This is a genomic window from Leclercia sp. 119287 (genome assembly GCF_009734485.1).
GTDB classification, from domain to species: domain Bacteria; phylum Pseudomonadota; class Gammaproteobacteria; order Enterobacterales; family Enterobacteriaceae; genus Enterobacter; species Enterobacter adecarboxylatus_C.
Window position 1 is genome coordinate 3,235,542 of sequence record NZ_CP046445.1, and the last position, 13,937, is coordinate 3,249,478.

13 protein-coding genes are annotated in these 13,937 nt (G+C 58.5%); 4 read left to right on the forward strand and 9 right to left on the reverse strand.

The genetic code is table 11. The features are described 5' to 3' along the window. Positions 1 to 128 precede the first annotated feature (128 nt). Both dld and GNG27_RS15645 read left to right on the forward strand, forming a co-directional pair. On the forward strand, positions 129 to 1,931 hold the full coding sequence (gene dld, locus GNG27_RS15640; protein ID WP_231600403.1) for a D-lactate dehydrogenase: 1,803 nt from the start codon (positions 129 to 131) through the stop codon (positions 1,929 to 1,931). A 58-nt stretch (positions 1,932 to 1,989) separates the two neighbouring features. Beyond that, complete coding sequence (locus tag GNG27_RS15645; RefSeq protein ID WP_142486462.1) at positions 1,990 to 2,544, forward strand: GNAT family N-acetyltransferase; 555 nt, start codon at positions 1,990 to 1,992, stop codon at positions 2,542 to 2,544. Positions 2,545 to 2,637: 93 nt separating this feature from the next. On the opposite strand, the gene pbpG is transcribed toward GNG27_RS15645, so the two are convergent. Further along, entirely contained in the window at positions 2,638 to 3,558 is a 921-nt protein-coding gene (pbpG, locus tag GNG27_RS15650; RefSeq protein WP_142486463.1) for a D-alanyl-D-alanine endopeptidase, read from the reverse strand. A gap of 167 nt (positions 3,559 to 3,725) precedes the next feature. Beyond that, positions 3,726 to 4,313 carry a Yip1 family protein gene (locus GNG27_RS15655; protein WP_142486465.1) on the reverse strand — a complete coding sequence of 196 codons (588 nt, stop codon included), beginning with the start codon at positions 4,311 to 4,313 and terminating at the stop codon, positions 3,726 to 3,728. 140 nt (positions 4,314 to 4,453) lie between these two features. Between GNG27_RS15655 and GNG27_RS15660 the strand changes: the two genes are divergently transcribed. Further along, positions 4,454 to 4,720, forward strand: coding sequence for a hypothetical protein (locus GNG27_RS15660; protein WP_156264236.1), 267 nt, complete (start codon positions 4,454 to 4,456; stop codon positions 4,718 to 4,720). 24 nt (positions 4,721 to 4,744) lie between these two features. Next, positions 4,745 to 5,305: a DedA family protein gene (locus GNG27_RS15665; protein ID WP_156264237.1), complete on the forward strand. Its 561-nt coding sequence runs from the start codon at positions 4,745 to 4,747 to the stop codon at positions 5,303 to 5,305. A gap of 1 nt (position 5,306) precedes the next feature. On the opposite strand, the gene GNG27_RS15670 is transcribed toward GNG27_RS15665, so the two are convergent. The 7 genes from GNG27_RS15670 to map all read right to left on the reverse strand — a co-directional run bounded on the left by GNG27_RS15670 (position 5,307) and on the right by map (position 13,894). Continuing rightward, positions 5,307 to 6,080, reverse strand: coding sequence for an SDR family oxidoreductase (locus GNG27_RS15670; RefSeq protein WP_142486467.1), 774 nt, complete (start codon positions 6,078 to 6,080; stop codon positions 5,307 to 5,309). A gap of 49 nt (positions 6,081 to 6,129) precedes the next feature. Then, positions 6,130 to 7,548: a multidrug resistance outer membrane protein MdtQ gene (gene mdtQ / locus GNG27_RS15675; RefSeq protein WP_156264238.1), complete on the reverse strand. Its 1,419-nt coding sequence runs from the start codon at positions 7,546 to 7,548 to the stop codon at positions 6,130 to 6,132. A 143-nt stretch (positions 7,549 to 7,691) separates the two neighbouring features. Further along, the gene (locus GNG27_RS15680; protein WP_156264239.1) at positions 7,692 to 9,086 is read right to left on the reverse strand and encodes a glycoside hydrolase family 1 protein; all 1,395 of its coding nucleotides are present in this window, start codon (positions 9,084 to 9,086) and stop codon (positions 7,692 to 7,694) included. Between the two features lie 12 nt (positions 9,087 to 9,098). Further along, positions 9,099 to 10,961 (reverse strand): PTS beta-glucoside transporter subunit IIABC, encoded by a 1,863-nt coding sequence (gene bglF, locus GNG27_RS15685; RefSeq protein ID WP_156264240.1) that lies wholly within the window; start codon positions 10,959 to 10,961, stop codon positions 9,099 to 9,101. Between the two features lie 139 nt (positions 10,962 to 11,100). Beyond that, positions 11,101 to 11,934 (reverse strand): BglG family transcription antiterminator LicT, encoded by an 834-nt coding sequence (licT, locus tag GNG27_RS15690; RefSeq protein WP_142486471.1) that lies wholly within the window; start codon positions 11,932 to 11,934, stop codon positions 11,101 to 11,103. A 157-nt stretch (positions 11,935 to 12,091) separates the two neighbouring features. Continuing rightward, positions 12,092 to 13,024, reverse strand: a complete 933-nt coding sequence (gene dusC, locus GNG27_RS15695) for a tRNA dihydrouridine(16) synthase DusC (RefSeq protein WP_142486472.1) — start codon at positions 13,022 to 13,024, stop codon at positions 12,092 to 12,094. Between the two features lie 90 nt (positions 13,025 to 13,114). Next, a complete protein-coding gene (gene map, locus GNG27_RS15700) occupies positions 13,115 to 13,894 on the reverse strand; it encodes a type I methionyl aminopeptidase (RefSeq protein ID WP_156264241.1) in 780 nt (259 codons plus the stop codon). Between the last annotated feature and the right edge of the window lie 43 nt (positions 13,895 to 13,937).

Here is a 13,937-nt window from a genome sequence, read left to right on the forward strand (position 1 = left end):
GTGTGCCATAAACCCTGTGAACCTTGCAGGGTTTATTCTCTGATTTTTCTGGTGAATACTGGTTCGCTTAAACATTAATCGCGCTATGATTTTGGACGACGTATTCGACTGACCACAAGGGGTGGATGATGTCTTTTGAACAACCGCACAATAACACCGACTTTATTAATGACCTGACGCGACTGGTGGGGCCTGCGCACCTGCTGACCGACGCCGCGAAAACCGCCCGCTACCGCAAGGGCTTTCGCTCCGGACAAGGAGACGCGCTGGCGGTGGTGTTCCCGGGCACCCTGCTGGAGCTGTGGCGGGTGCTCAGCGCCTGCGTGGCGGCGGACAAAATTATTCTGATGCAGGCGGCGAATACCGGCCTGACCGAAGGCTCCACGCCGAACGGCAACGATTACGACCGCGACATTGTGATTATCAGCACCCTGCGCCTCGACAAGCTGCATCTGCTGGACAAGGGCGAGCAGGTGCTGGCCTACCCGGGCACCACGCTCTACTCCCTGGAAAAGGCGCTGAAGCCGCTGGGCCGGGAGCCGCATTCGGTGATTGGTTCATCCTGTATTGGCGCCTCGGTGATCGGCGGGATCTGCAACAACTCCGGCGGCTCGCTGGTACAGCGCGGCCCGGCCTACACTGAAATGTCGCTGTTCGCCCGCATTGATGAGCAGGGCAAGCTGACGTTAGTGAACCATCTGGGTATCGATCTGGGCGTCACGCCGGAGCAGATCCTCAGCAAGCTGGATGACGATCGCGTCAAGGACAGCGATGTGCTGCACGACGGACGCCACGCCCACGACCATGACTACATTACCCGCGTGCGTGAGATCGACGCCGACACCCCGGCGCGCTATAACGCCGACCCGGATCGCCTGTTTGAATCGTCCGGCTGCGCGGGCAAGCTGGCGGTTTTCGCCGTGCGCCTCGACACCTTCCCGGCCGAGAAACGCCAGCAGGTGTTCTACATCGGCACCAACCAGCCTGAAGTGCTGACCACCATCCGCCGCCACATTCTCGGGGAGTTCACCCACCTGCCAGTCGCAGGTGAGTATATGCACCGGGATATCTACGACATTGCCGAACGCTACGGCAAAGATACCTTCCTGATGATCGACAAGCTCGGCACCGACAAGATGCCTTTCTTCTTCACCATGAAGGGACGCACCGATGCGATGCTGGAGAAAGTGTCGCTGTTTAAGCCGCACTTTACCGACCGCTTTATGCAAAAGCTGGGCAACGCCTTCCCGGCGCACCTGCCGCCGCGGATGAAAAGCTGGCGGGATAAGTACGAGCATCACCTGCTGTTGAAGATGGCGGGCGACGGTATTGCCGAAGCGCAGAGCTGGCTGAGCGAATTCTTTAAAAGCGCCGAGGGCGATTTCTTCGCCTGTACGCCTGAAGAGGGCAGCAAGGCCTTTTTACACCGCTTTGCCGCTGCCGGGGCCGCGATCCGCTATCAGGCGGTGCACGCCGACGAGGTGGAGGACATTCTGGCCCTGGACATCGCCCTGCGCCGCAACGACACCGACTGGTTCGAGAAGCTGCCGCCGGAGATCGACAGCCAGCTGGTGCATAAGCTCTATTACGGCCACTTTATGTGTTACGTCTTCCATCAGGATTACATCGTCAAAAAAGGGGTCGATGCCCACGCCCTGAAGGCGCAGATGCTGACGCTGCTACAGGCGCGCGGCGCGCAATATCCGGCGGAACATAATGTCGGTCACATTTACGAAGCCCCGCCCGCATTAAAGCAGTTTTATCGCGCCAACGACCCGACAAACAGCATGAACCCGGGCATTGGCAAAACAACCAAGCATAAAAACTGGGAAGGGGAACCTGAAACAGTGAGTTATGACTGCAAGCTACTGATCAAACCAGTTAGCCAGATTGGGCCCGCTGTTAAGCCCATACAAATCGTACTAGAGTAGCCACGGGTCGCCAGAGAAACTTTTTCTCTGGCTTTTTTTGATGAGGAGCGGACATATTATGTCGGCTGTTGAAACTTTCTCTGAAACTGACGTACAGGTTCGCGATGCTGAGGCGGAGGACGCGCATGCCATTGCTGGCATTTACGCCTGGCACGTCCTTCACGGTCGCGCATCCTTTGAAGAGGTTCCCCCTACCGTAGACGAAATGCGCCAGCGTATGAACGCGGTGACCAGCCAGGGTTTGCCGTGGCTGGTGGCGCTCTATCGGGGGATTGTGGTGGGCTACTGTTATGCCACCCACTATCGCCCCCGCCCCGGGTACCGTTACACCATTGAGGAGTCGATTTACGTCGAGGCCAGCACGCCCGGGCGCGGCTTTGGCAGCGCGCTGCTGAGCGCCCTGATTGCCCGCAGTGAAGAGGGGCCGTGGCGGCAGATGATCGCTATCGTCGGGGACGGGCCCAACAATGCCGGTTCCTTACGCCTGCATAAAAAGCACGGATTCGAAGTGGCGGGACAGCTAAGAAGCGTGGGATACAAGAAAGGTGACTGGCGCGATACGCTGATTTTGCAGCGCCCCCTCAACGACGGTGACTGGACGCTGCCGGAGTAACATGTGGTATGTGCCGGGCGGCGCTGCGCTTACCCGGCCTACACAACCCGTAGGCCCGTGCAAGCAAAGCGCCGCCGGGCGATTACAAACGACTCAATCGTTTTGCGCGGTCGCCATCTGGGCGGCCTTCTGCTTTTTATAGCTCAGGGCCGCGGCCGGTACCGGCTGCACCTTCCCGGTTTCAATCCAGGTACGCAGACGGCTGGCATCGGCAAAGTGGGTATATTTGCCAAAGGCATCCATCACCACCAGCGCCACCGGCTTGCCATTAAAGACCGTACGCATCACCAGACAGTGGCCCGCGGCATTGGTAAAGCCGGTTTTGGTCAGCTGGATATTCCAGTTGTCGCGGTAGACCAGATGGTTGGTATTACGAAACGGCAGGGTATACGCCGGGTTCGAGAAGGTTGCCATCTCTTCGCGGGTGGTGCTGAGCTGACCGAGCAGCGGATACTGTTTGGTGGCAATCAGCAGTCTCGTCAGATCCTGCGCCGTCGAGACGTTATGAATCGACAGGCCGGTTGGCTCCACAAAGTGCGTCTGCACCATCCCCAGCGCCTTCGCCTTCGCATTCATCGCCCGGATAAACGCGTCATAGCCGCCCGGATAGTGGTGCGCGAGGCTTGCCGCGGCGCGGTTTTCTGAGGACATCAGCGCCAGCAGCAGCATATTTTTGCGGCTGATTTCACTGTTCAGACGCACGCGGGAGTAGATCCCTTTCATCTCCGGCGTATGGCTGATATCGACGCGCAGTTTTTCATCCAGCGGCAGTCGGGCATCCAGCACCACCATCGCGGTCATTAATTTGGTAATCGAAGCGATCGGGCGCACCAGATTCGGGTGGCTGGAATAGATCACTTTGTTGGTATTCAGATCGACGATCATAGCGCTACCGGAGGCAATCTCCGGCTGTGCCGCCGTAGCCACAGCGGCAGGTTTGGCGATCGCCGGGGTCGCCACTGGCACAGCCAGCAACAGCGCAAGACTCAGTAAAGAAACGCGGAATTTCAGCATGGTGAGATTTCTGATAATTATTCATGCACGTAATAACGTACACCGCCCGGGTCATGGCGCGAACGCGGGCTGGCTAAGGCATCATAGCCGTCCGGATGCCTTGCTACCAGTAGTTAATCGTGAACAGATGCTGCATTGCTGGCAATTACGCCAGCAATGCAGTGACGTCAGAAGAGACGGTATCCATAACCCCAAAGAATAACCGTCAGCGCCAGCAGCACTTCCAGCAACAGCACGCCGATGGCGAGCGTCGAGCCGGAGAAGCTTCGGCCCTCTTCTTTGTTGATACTCAGGAAGGTAGGAATACCGATATAGAGCAGATAGCCGGTATAAAAGAGTGCCAGCGTCCCCACCAGCGCGCACAGCCAGACTATCGGATAAAGCGCCACAATCCCGCTCAGAAACAGCGGCGTCGCCACGTAACCGGCGAACACCATGCAGTGCGTCAGCGAAGGCCGCTGCGGATACCGGCGCGCCATCCAGTAAATCACCCGGCCCATCACCGCCACACCTGCCAGCATCAAGGCATAAAACACGACCGCCAGCGCCAGGCCGGTCATCCACGAGAGTTTTACGATGTTGCCGTCGTCAAAATCCCAGCCAATTTGCGTGGTACCAATAAACGCGCAAATCACCGGCACGGCGGCCATCAGCAACACGTGGTGGGTATAGTGATGACTGACCGTTTCGTTTTCGCCTCTGATCACATGCATTTCACGATCGGGATGGGAAAAGAGTCCCCAGACATGGTTCATAACGCCCCCTTGTTGTCGGCCCGCTAGCGATAACTCAAGTATAATGCAGGCCTGAGATTATTTTTTGTACAGTACAAAAATGCCGCTGAACGTTCGGGGTTCTGGTATGTTAAACAGGGTTTTACAGGAGGGAGTCTCTGATGCCGGAGTACATTTTTTTCCAAAAAGGCACCAAAATCATTGCACTTGATAAGTCCGACGTGCAGGGGGCGTCGCTGTTGTGCGAACAGGGTTATAAAAAGCAGTTTGAAGAGATTATTGCCCCGGACAGCCAGCGCGCGCTGGCCCGTTTGGCCGATATCAAAAAAGAAGAAGAGATTGCCCCTCTTGCCTGGGCGACAGGGGCTGTGTTTACGGTACTGATCGTCCCCGTTCTGGGGCTTATCGGCTATCTGTTTTTGAAATAGTGTATCCTGCGCTACGCTTAACCTATGGATATCAATACTCTCATTGCACAGTATGGCTATGCCGCGTTGGTCATTGGCAGCATAGCGGAAGGCGAAACCATCACCCTGCTGGGCGGCGTGGCGGCGCATCAGGGATTATTACGTTTTCCGCTGGTGGTGGCCGCCGTGGCGCTGGGCGGGATGATCGGTGACCAGCTGCTATACCTGGTTGGGGTGCGGTTTGGTCCGACGATCCTGCGCCGTTTTTCCCGCCATCAGAAGAAAATCGACCGCGCCCAACAGCTGATCCAGCGTCACCCTTACCTGTTTGTCATTGGCACCCGCTTTATGTACGGTTTCCGTATCATTGGCCCGCTGCTGATCGGCGCCAGTCGCCTGCCGCCGAAAATTTTCCTGCCGCTGAACATTGTTGGCGCTATCGCCTGGGCGTTGATCTTCACCACCTTAGGCTACGTCGGTGGTGAAGTGCTGGAGCCGTGGCTGCATTCGCTCAACCAGCACCTGCGCCACTGGATCTGGCTGATCCTGGTGCTGGTGCTGGTCGTCGCGATACGCTGGTGGCTCAAACGCCGGGATCGCAGCTAACTTACTCCGCCGGCTTAAACTGCGGATTGCCCAGCATAAAACCGCCATCGACGATAAAGGATTGTCCGGTGGCGTAGCTGGCGTCGCTGTCGCACAGCCAGGCCACCAGGCTGGCGATCTCTTTGGTGTGCCCGGGCCTTGCCAGCGGGATATTCGGCATGGATCCCGGCTCCACTTCGCTGTCATCCATGTCGTTCATTGGCGTAGCGATGGCCCCGGGTGCGACGGCGTTGACCAGAATATTGTGATGCACCAGCTCCATCGCCATCGACTTGGTCAGGCCGCCGAGGGCATGCTTGGCCGAAGTGTAAGCGCTGGCATCCGGCAGCGGGGTATGCTCATGTACCGAGGTGATGTTGACGATCCGTCCCCCCTCGCCCTGCTTAACCATCTGCCGGGCGGCAATCTGCGAGCAGAGAAAAGCGCCATCCACATCGACGCTAAAAATGGATCGCCACTGGTCGTACTCCATCTCCAGAAACGACGCTTTGACCATCGCCCCGGCGTTATTGACCAGCACGTCGATACGTCCGAAGCGCTCAATTAACCTCTCGATCGCCTTAGCCCCGTCCGGCAGCTGGCTGAGATCCAGCTGGATGGCCTCTGCCCGCTGCCCCCGCGCCTCGATCTCACGACAGGTTTTCATCGCCCCTTCTTCATCCGAATGCCAGGTTACGCCGATATCAAACCCACGCTCCGCCAGCATCAGCGCCGTGGTTTTGCCGATCCCCGAATCCGATGCCGTCACAATAGCCACACGATTGGTTGAACCCATACTCACCTCCTGAAACCACAAAGAGGTAAGTATAGATAATTCTCGTTTTCTACCCCTGCTGATAGCCGCCACCCAGCGCCGAGGTGAGTTGCAGGGTGGCATCGATATACTGCCCCTGCAGCGTGAGTCCGGCGAGGTGTTCCTGCAGGGCGGGTATTCTGGCCTCGCTGACGCGGGTACCGGCGATAATCCCCGCTCTGTAACGCGCCTGCGCCAGAGCTACCACCCGCGCGGCATCGGCCTCAACGCTCTGCTGATGCTGGTTTTTCGCCATTAGCGTTTCGACTTCACTTGCGGTCCGGGTCACCTGATTCACCGCCTCCACCACCGCTTTGTTGTAGTTCGCTATCGACAGATTGCTCTGCGCCTGGGCAATATCGAGGTTGGCATTCAGGCGTCCGCTGTCAAAAATCGGCAGGGTCAGGCCGGCGGTGACGCCCATCTGCTGCGCCGAGGAGCGGAACAGATCGCTTAAGTGCAGCGCATCCTGTTGCAGAAACGCCATCAGATTCACATCGGGATAGAACGCTGCTTTCGCCGCATCGACCTCATGCAGAGACGCTTCGATGTACCAGTGGGCTTCCTGCAGATCGGGGCGTCGGGCCAGCAGTTCGTAGCCCAGCGAGGCAGGCAACTTCGTCTCGACGGCGGGTAAGGCCTGCGGGGTGAGGGTTATCGCCGGGGTATTAGTGAGGGCTTCCAGGCGCGCGGCAATGGCTTTCATATTGCCGCTCACCTCCGCCAGCCGCTCCTCGGTTTTACTGGCATTGATGTCGGTTTCGACCCCTTCCACGGAGGAGGTGATCCCATGCTGGTACAGCTCCCGGTCGGTACGAATAATATTCCCCTGCTCCTGCTTGATGGCGGTTAATACCTTCCCGACCGCAGCCTGAGTCTGCCACTCCCAGTAGAGACGCGCGACGCTGGTGGCGAGCAGCTGGCGGGTCTGTTGCAGCTCCGCCTGTTGCGCGTTGACCTTGCCGATGCGGGCCTCAACCTGGGCGCGGTTTTTGCCCCATAAATCCAGATCCCAGCCAGCGGTTAAGCCAAAGGTGCCGTTGGTATACCAGGGGCCGGTGGTACCGGCCGCCGGATCGGTAATCGCAAAGGGGCCCATCAGCCCTTCTGCGGACATTTTTTGCCGCTCGGCATCGGCAGAGAAATCCACCTCCGGGCCGTCGGCGGCCATCGCCATTTTGGCCTGGGCTTCGGCAAGGGCAATGCGCTGACGGGCAATTTGCATATCCGGCGCGTCGGCCTGCGCTTTGACGATCAGGGCAGTCAGCTGCGGATCGTGAAACGCTTCCCACCATGCATTTTTTGGCCACTGACCGGCCGCCAGCCCGGACTCTATTTTCGCGACGGGGAGCTGTGGATTAAGCGATGTCGCCGTATCGTGTTGAGGGGCGCAGGCAACCAGAAAAAGAGAAAGAGGCAGGCAGAAACAGTAAAAACGTGAAGGTTTCATCAGGTTATTCACATAAAAAAGAAGGGGGCAAAATACGCCCTCTGCGCTTCATTTTTTTAGGAATCGGTGGCAATCCACAATTTGTCATACCTTTACATATTCAGAAAAGGCGCCCGATATGCCGCCGGGCGCCCCTGCGGTCATCAGGCTTTCAGCGAAGCGCCCTTCGTCGCAATCACTTCCTGATACCAGTAAAAACTCTTCTTACGGCTGCGCGCCAGCGTGCCTGCGCCGCTGTCATCACGATCGACATAGATAAAACCGTAGCGCTTGGAGAGCTCTGCTTTGGAGGCGCTCACCAGATCGATCGGGCCCCAGCTGGTGTAGCCCATCACCTCCACACCGTCCTCAATCGCCTCGCGCACCTGCACCAGATGGTCGTTGAGGTAGCTGATGCGGTAATCATCCTGCACCACACCGTCGGCGTCCGGCTTGTCCTTTGCTCCCAGGCCGTTCTCCACAATAAACAGCGGTTTCTGATAGCGATCCCAGAGCACGTTCAGCAGGGTGCGCAGGCCAACCGGGTCGATCTGCCAGCCCCATTCAGAGCTTGCCAGATGCGGGTTAGGCACCATGCTCAGGATGTTGCCGCGCGCCTGCTGGTTCAGCTCTTCATCGGTGGTGACACAGCCGGTCATGTAGTAGCTGAAGGAGATAAAGTCGATGGTCGATTTCAGCGCCTCGCGATCGGCGTCGGTAATTTCAAGCGTAATGCCGTTATCGCGGAAGAAGCGCAGCATATAGCCCGGGTACGCCCCGCGGCACTGCACATCGCCGAAGAACTGCCACGCGCGGTTTTCCTGCAGGGCTTCCAGCACGTCGTCCGGCTTGCAGGTCAGCGGATAGACCAGGCCGCCCAGCAGCATATTGCCGATTTTGGCGTCCGGGATCATCGCGTGGCAGGCTTTCACCGCCAGGGCGCTCGCCACCAGCTGATGGTGGATCGCCTGATAGACCTCCGCCTTGCTGCTGGTTTCCGGCAGACCGACGCCGGTCATCGGCGCGTGCAGGGACATGTTGATCTCGTTAAAGGTGAGCCACAGCTTTACCTTGTGCTGATAGCGGGCAAAGACGGTGCGGGCATAGCGCTCGAAGAAACCGATCACCTGACGGCTGCCCCAGCCGCCGTACTGCTTCACCAGCCCCCACGGCATCTCGTAGTGCGAGAGGGTTACCAGCGGGGTGATGTTGTGGGCCGCCAGCTCGTCAAACAGCTTGTCGTAAAAGGCCAGTCCGGCCTCGTTCGGCTCCTGCTCATCGCCGTTCGGGAAGATGCGCGTCCAGGCAATGGAGACGCGCAGGCAGCTGAAGCCCATCTCGGCGAACAGTGTGATGTCCTGCGGATAACGATGATAGAAATCGATCGCCACGTCTTTGATGCCGCTGTCGCCCGCCACGCGCTCCACCACCGGGCCAAATACCCCCTGCGGCTGAACGTCAGAGGTGGACAATCCTTTGCCATCGTCCAGGTAAGCGCCTTCTACCTGATTCGCGGCAACCGCGCCGCCCCATAAGAAATCGTCCGGGAAAGTTTTCATTCGGTTCTCCTGTTATTGATGGCTTACGCAAAGCAACGGCGCGCCGGCCTGGACGGCAGTCGCCGCCACGGTCGCGACATCACGGTAGTCGTCGCTATTGCTGATAATAATCGGGGTCGCCAGATCGTATCCGGCATCGAGAATCGCCTGACGATCGAACTCCAGCAGCAGATCGCCTGGCTGTACTTTGTCACCCACCTTCACGTGGGCGGTAAACGGCTTGCCGTCGAGCTTCACGGTGTCGATCCCGACGTGGATCAGCACTTCGATGCCGCTGTCGCTCAACAGGCCAATGGCATGCTTAGTGGCAAATATCGAGGCCACTTCCCCCGCAAAGGGGGCAATCACTTTGTTATCTGCAGGAACGATAGCCGCGCCCTGACCGAGCAGGCCGCTGGCAAAGGTGGCGTCCGGCACCTGGTCCAGCGCCAGTACCGTGCCGCGCATCGGGGAGAGCACCGTGTCGCCATCGACGTTAGCGACCACCGGGGAAGCGTCGGCCGGGCTGGCAGGCATTCCGGCAATCAGGGTCAGGGCACAGCTCAGCACCAGCGCCACCACCATGCCCGCAATGCCGCCCCACAGCGTGGCGTCCACCCCGCCCGGAGGGATCATCTGCGCGATGGTGAAAATATTGCCGAAGCCAAAGGAGTAAACGTGAGTGTCAAAGAAACCAACAATCGCGCCGCCGACCGCCCCGGCCACGCAGCCGAAGATAAAGGGACGACGCAGCGGCAGGTTCACGCCATAGACCGCCGGTTCGGTGATACCGAAAATCCCGGCCGTTACCGACGAGCCCGCCAGCATCTTCAGCTTTGTGTCACGGGTACGCAGGAACACGCCGAACGCCGCCCCTACCTGCCCCATCACCGCCGGCAGTAACATCGGCAGCATCGAATCGTGACCCAGCACGGCGAGGTTATTGATCATCAGCGGCACCAGCCCCCAGTGCAGACCGAAAATGACGCATATCTGCCATACCGCGCCCATCGCCGCGCCAGCCAGCCAGGGGGCAAGCACGTAGATCCACTGATAGCTGTTCGCCAGCATCTGGCTGAGCCAGGTGGCCACCGGGCCGATAACCAGAAAGGTCAGCGGCACCGTGACGCCGAGACAGATCAGCGGCGTGAAGAAATTTTTCATCGCCGACGGCAGGCGTTTGTTGCCCTGCTTCTCCAGCCAGCAGCTGACCCAGGCGGCAAGGATGATCGGAATGACCGACGAGCTGTAGTTAAACCAGGTCACCGGAATGGCGAGGAAGGCATTGGCCGCCGCGCCCGCCTGCTGACTGGCCTCAAAGGCCTGAATCATGGTCGGATGCACCAGCGCCCCGCCAATCACCATGGTGATAAACGGGTTACCGCCAAACTTTTTACCGGCGGTGTAGCCCAGCACCAGCGGGAAGAAGAAGAACAGCGCGTCACTGGTGGCAAACCAGATTTTGTAGGTGCCGCTGTCGGTGGTCAGCCAGCCGCACACCACCGCCAGCGCCAGCATCCCCTTCAGGATCCCCGAGGCGGCGAGGACGCCGATAAAGGGGGTAAAAATGCCGGAGACAATATCGATAAGCTGGCCGCCGAGGCTGGTTTTTTCGCCTTTATCCTCTGCGGCGGGTACCGCGTCATCAGCCAGCCCCGCCTCCTGACAAACGGCCTGCCAGACGTCATGAACGTGGTTGCCAATCACCACCTGGAACTGGCCGCCGCTTTCGACAACCATGATCACGCCGGGATTGATCTTCAGCCCTTCAGCATCCGCACGTTGAGAATCTTTCAGTTTGAAACGCAGCCGGGTGGCGCAATGAACCAGGCTGACGATGTTCTCTTTGCCGCCAACGTGGCCGAGAATATCCTTCGCCAGTGCTTGATATTCCATCTCTTTTTCCTTCTTCACTGCCCGCAGGCAGGGTTTGACCGAGTCGTAAAAATAAAAAAACCCGAGAACGACGCCCTTTCGGGAGCCGCGCTCAGGTTTTGCCTGCATAGTGCAGTAACAATCCGTTTGTAGCGGGGGCTTAGCGCCCCTCTTTTCTCACGCGCTCAATATGAATGGTGAGAAACATAATCTCTTCGGTGGTCAGCTCGCGCTGATAACTCTTTTGCAGATGCCGGGCAATCTTTTCGGCGCACATCCACGCCTTCGCGTAGTTATCTTTTACCGCCGAGTGCAGCGAGGCGTCGTCATCCGCGACCACGGTGCGGGTCAGCATCCGCTGGGCAAAAAACTTCAGATGGGTGACGAAGCGCTGATAGCTTAGCGACTCCTCGTCATACTCCAGCTGTAAGCTGTATTTCACCAGCTGCAGGATCTCCTGCATCACCCGGGTAACGTGCATGACCTCCGGCATCTCGCTATGCAGCTGGGCGGTGACCAGATGGAGCGCGATAAATCCGGCTTCATCTTCGCCCAACTCCACGCCCAGCCGTTGAGCGATGATGGCCCGCGCCTGCTGGCCCAGCTCAAACTCTTTCGGGTAGAGCCGCTTAATGTCCCACAGCAGCACGTTTTTGATCGCCAGCCCTTTCTTCTGCCGCTCAATCGCAAAGTAGCAGTGGTCGGTTAAGGTGATGTACAAACTCTCCTGCAGTTTCCCCAACCGCTGCGCCGCCAGCCCGATAATGCGGTCGCAGGTGGTCATCACTTCCAGCGGGATCTGGCTGAGTAACTCCCCCAGCCGCTGCACCAGCTCGTCGCTTTGCAGGGCAAATACTTTCTCGATATTCGCTTTCGGGACCACGTCGCCAGGGTGCTTTTGAAAGGCCAGCCCACGGCCCATCACGACCTGTTCGCGCCCCTGTTCATCCAGAACAACCACCACATTATTATTCAGTATTTTGGCGATTTTCATTTCATGCCCCAGAAACAAAAAAACCTGACCTCCGGCAGATGCCAGAAAATCAGGTTTTGCCTGCCGCAGCAGTAACAATCCAGTTAGCGCACTTTACCAGTTTCGTTCGATGCCACAATGCGCCCCGCTAAAAAACGTGACGCAGATCGACGTTGGCCTATTTTGACTGAATAACCCGGGCGATCTCCGCCGAGGTTTGCAGGGTGCGGATCTCCTGAAACAGGCCCAGGGCATCGTCGTACTCTTTCCGCAGGTAGCTCAGCCACTGCTTGATACGCGCCACATGGTACAGACCGGTGTCGCCCTGCTTTTCGAGGCGGGAGTACTTCTTCAGCAGCGTCACCACTTCCGGCCAGGGCATGCGCGGCTCGTTGTATTTGATCACCCGGCTGAGGTTGGGCACGTTGAGCGCTCCGCGCCCGATCATGATGGAATCGCAGCCGGTCTCTTTCATACAGGCCAGCGCGCTCTCGCGATCCCAGATCTCGCCGTTGGCCACCACCGGTATGGTCAGCCGTTGGCGGATCTCGCCGATGGCCTGCCAGTTAATGCGCTCGGCTTTATAGCCGTCCTCTTTGGTGCGGCCATGAACCACCAGCTCGCTGGCACCCGCCTGCTGCACCGCGTCGGCAATTTCAAACTGCCTGTCGCCGCTGTCCCACCCCAGACGCACCTTCACCGTGACCGGCAGATGGGAGGGCACCGCCTCGCGCATCGCTTTCGCGCCGCGGTAGATCAGCTCGGGATCTTTGAGCAGCGTGGCCCCGCCGCCGCTGCCGTTAACCATTTTCGACGGACAGCCGCAGTTCAGATCCACGCCCCAGGAGCCCAGCTCGACGGCGCGGGCGGCGTTTTCCGCCAGCCACTCGGGATATTGTCCCAGCAGCTGTACGCGCACCAGAGTGCCTGAGGGGGTGCGGCTCTGGTGATGCAGCTCCGGGCAGAGTCTGTAAAACGATTTTACCGGCAATAACATATCCACCACCCGCAGGAACTCGGTGATGCAGAGGTCATAGTCGTTAACGTCGGTCAGCAGCTCACGCACCAGCGAATCGAGCACGCCTTCCATCGGTGCCAGTAATACACGCATATCAGTACCCGTAAAAAAAGACGCGCTATAGTAGCCGCTCCCGCGAGAGGTGGGAAGCGTCAGGGAAGATATGCGTGTGGGGTTGCGGTCTTATTCAGGGAGCGTCTCTTCAGGGCGCAGGGTTAGCACCTCAAAACCGTCTGCCGTTACGGCGATAGTGTGTTCCCATTGTGCAGACAGCTTTTTGTCACGGGTCACCACCGTCCAGCCGTCCTTCTTCGTTTTGATCCGGCTGTCGCCCTGATTGATCATCGGTTCGATAGTGAAGACCATCCCCTCCTGCAACACCGGCCCTTCGCCGGGTTTGCCGTAGTGCAGGATCTGCGGCTCTTCGTGCATCTCTTTACCAATGCCGTGCCCGCAGTACTCGCGCACTACGCTGTAGCCCTGGCTTTCAACGTATGACTGAATAGCGTGGCCAATGTCGCCCAGCGTGGCGCCCGGTTTGACGGCCTTAATCCCCTTCCACATCCCCTCGTAGGTCGCTTTCACCAGCCTGCGGGCCAGGGGCGAAACCTCGCCGATAAGATACATTTTACTGGAGTCGGCGATCATGCCCGCGTTTTCGAGGGTGATGTCGACGTTGACGATGGCACCCGATTTGAGATGCTCCGACTCCTTCGGGATACCGTGGCAGACCACGTCGTTGACCGAGGTGTTCAGCACGTAGGGGTAGTCATACTGCCCTTTGCTGGCCGGACGGGACTTAAGCTCCTCGACGATAAACGCCTCGGCGCGATTGTTGATCTCCATGGTTGATACGCCAGGCTTAATAAATTCGTCCAGCATGGTGAACACCGAGGCCAGCAGTTCACCCGCGTGGCGCTGGCGGGCCAGCTCGTCGGCGGTTTTAATGACAATTGATGGCATTGATTACCTCCAGTAAAGGGTAAGGGCCGGATTTGAGCATCAT

What these genes read in the sequence shown, in the direction of transcription:
- dld (WP_231600403.1), top strand. Translation starts at nt 129, where the DNA reads ATGTCTTTTGAACAACCGCACAATAACACCGACTTTATTAATGACCTG.
- dusC (WP_142486472.1), bottom strand. Translation starts at nt 13,024, where the DNA reads ATGCGTGTATTACTGGCACCGATGGAAGGCGTGCTCGATTCGCTGGTG.
- licT (WP_142486471.1), bottom strand. Translation starts at nt 11,934, where the DNA reads ATGAAAATCGCCAAAATACTGAATAATAATGTGGTGGTTGTTCTGGAT.
- GNG27_RS15660 (WP_156264236.1), top strand. Translation starts at nt 4,454, where the DNA reads ATGCCGGAGTACATTTTTTTCCAAAAAGGCACCAAAATCATTGCACTT.
- GNG27_RS15670 (WP_142486467.1), bottom strand. Translation starts at nt 6,080, where the DNA reads ATGGGTTCAACCAATCGTGTGGCTATTGTGACGGCATCGGATTCGGGG.
- bglF (WP_156264240.1), bottom strand. Translation starts at nt 10,961, where the DNA reads ATGGAATATCAAGCACTGGCGAAGGATATTCTCGGCCACGTTGGCGGC.
- GNG27_RS15655 (WP_142486465.1), bottom strand. Translation starts at nt 4,313, where the DNA reads ATGAACCATGTCTGGGGACTCTTTTCCCATCCCGATCGTGAAATGCAT.
- map (WP_156264241.1), bottom strand. Translation starts at nt 13,894, where the DNA reads ATGCCATCAATTGTCATTAAAACCGCCGACGAGCTGGCCCGCCAGCGC.
- GNG27_RS15680 (WP_156264239.1), bottom strand. Translation starts at nt 9,086, where the DNA reads ATGAAAACTTTCCCGGACGATTTCTTATGGGGCGGCGCGGTTGCCGCG.
- GNG27_RS15665 (WP_156264237.1), top strand. Translation starts at nt 4,745, where the DNA reads ATGGATATCAATACTCTCATTGCACAGTATGGCTATGCCGCGTTGGTC.
- pbpG (WP_142486463.1), bottom strand. Translation starts at nt 3,558, where the DNA reads ATGCTGAAATTCCGCGTTTCTTTACTGAGTCTTGCGCTGTTGCTGGCT.
- mdtQ (WP_156264238.1), bottom strand. Translation starts at nt 7,548, where the DNA reads ATGAAACCTTCACGTTTTTACTGTTTCTGCCTGCCTCTTTCTCTTTTT.
- GNG27_RS15645 (WP_142486462.1), top strand. Translation starts at nt 1,990, where the DNA reads ATGTCGGCTGTTGAAACTTTCTCTGAAACTGACGTACAGGTTCGCGAT.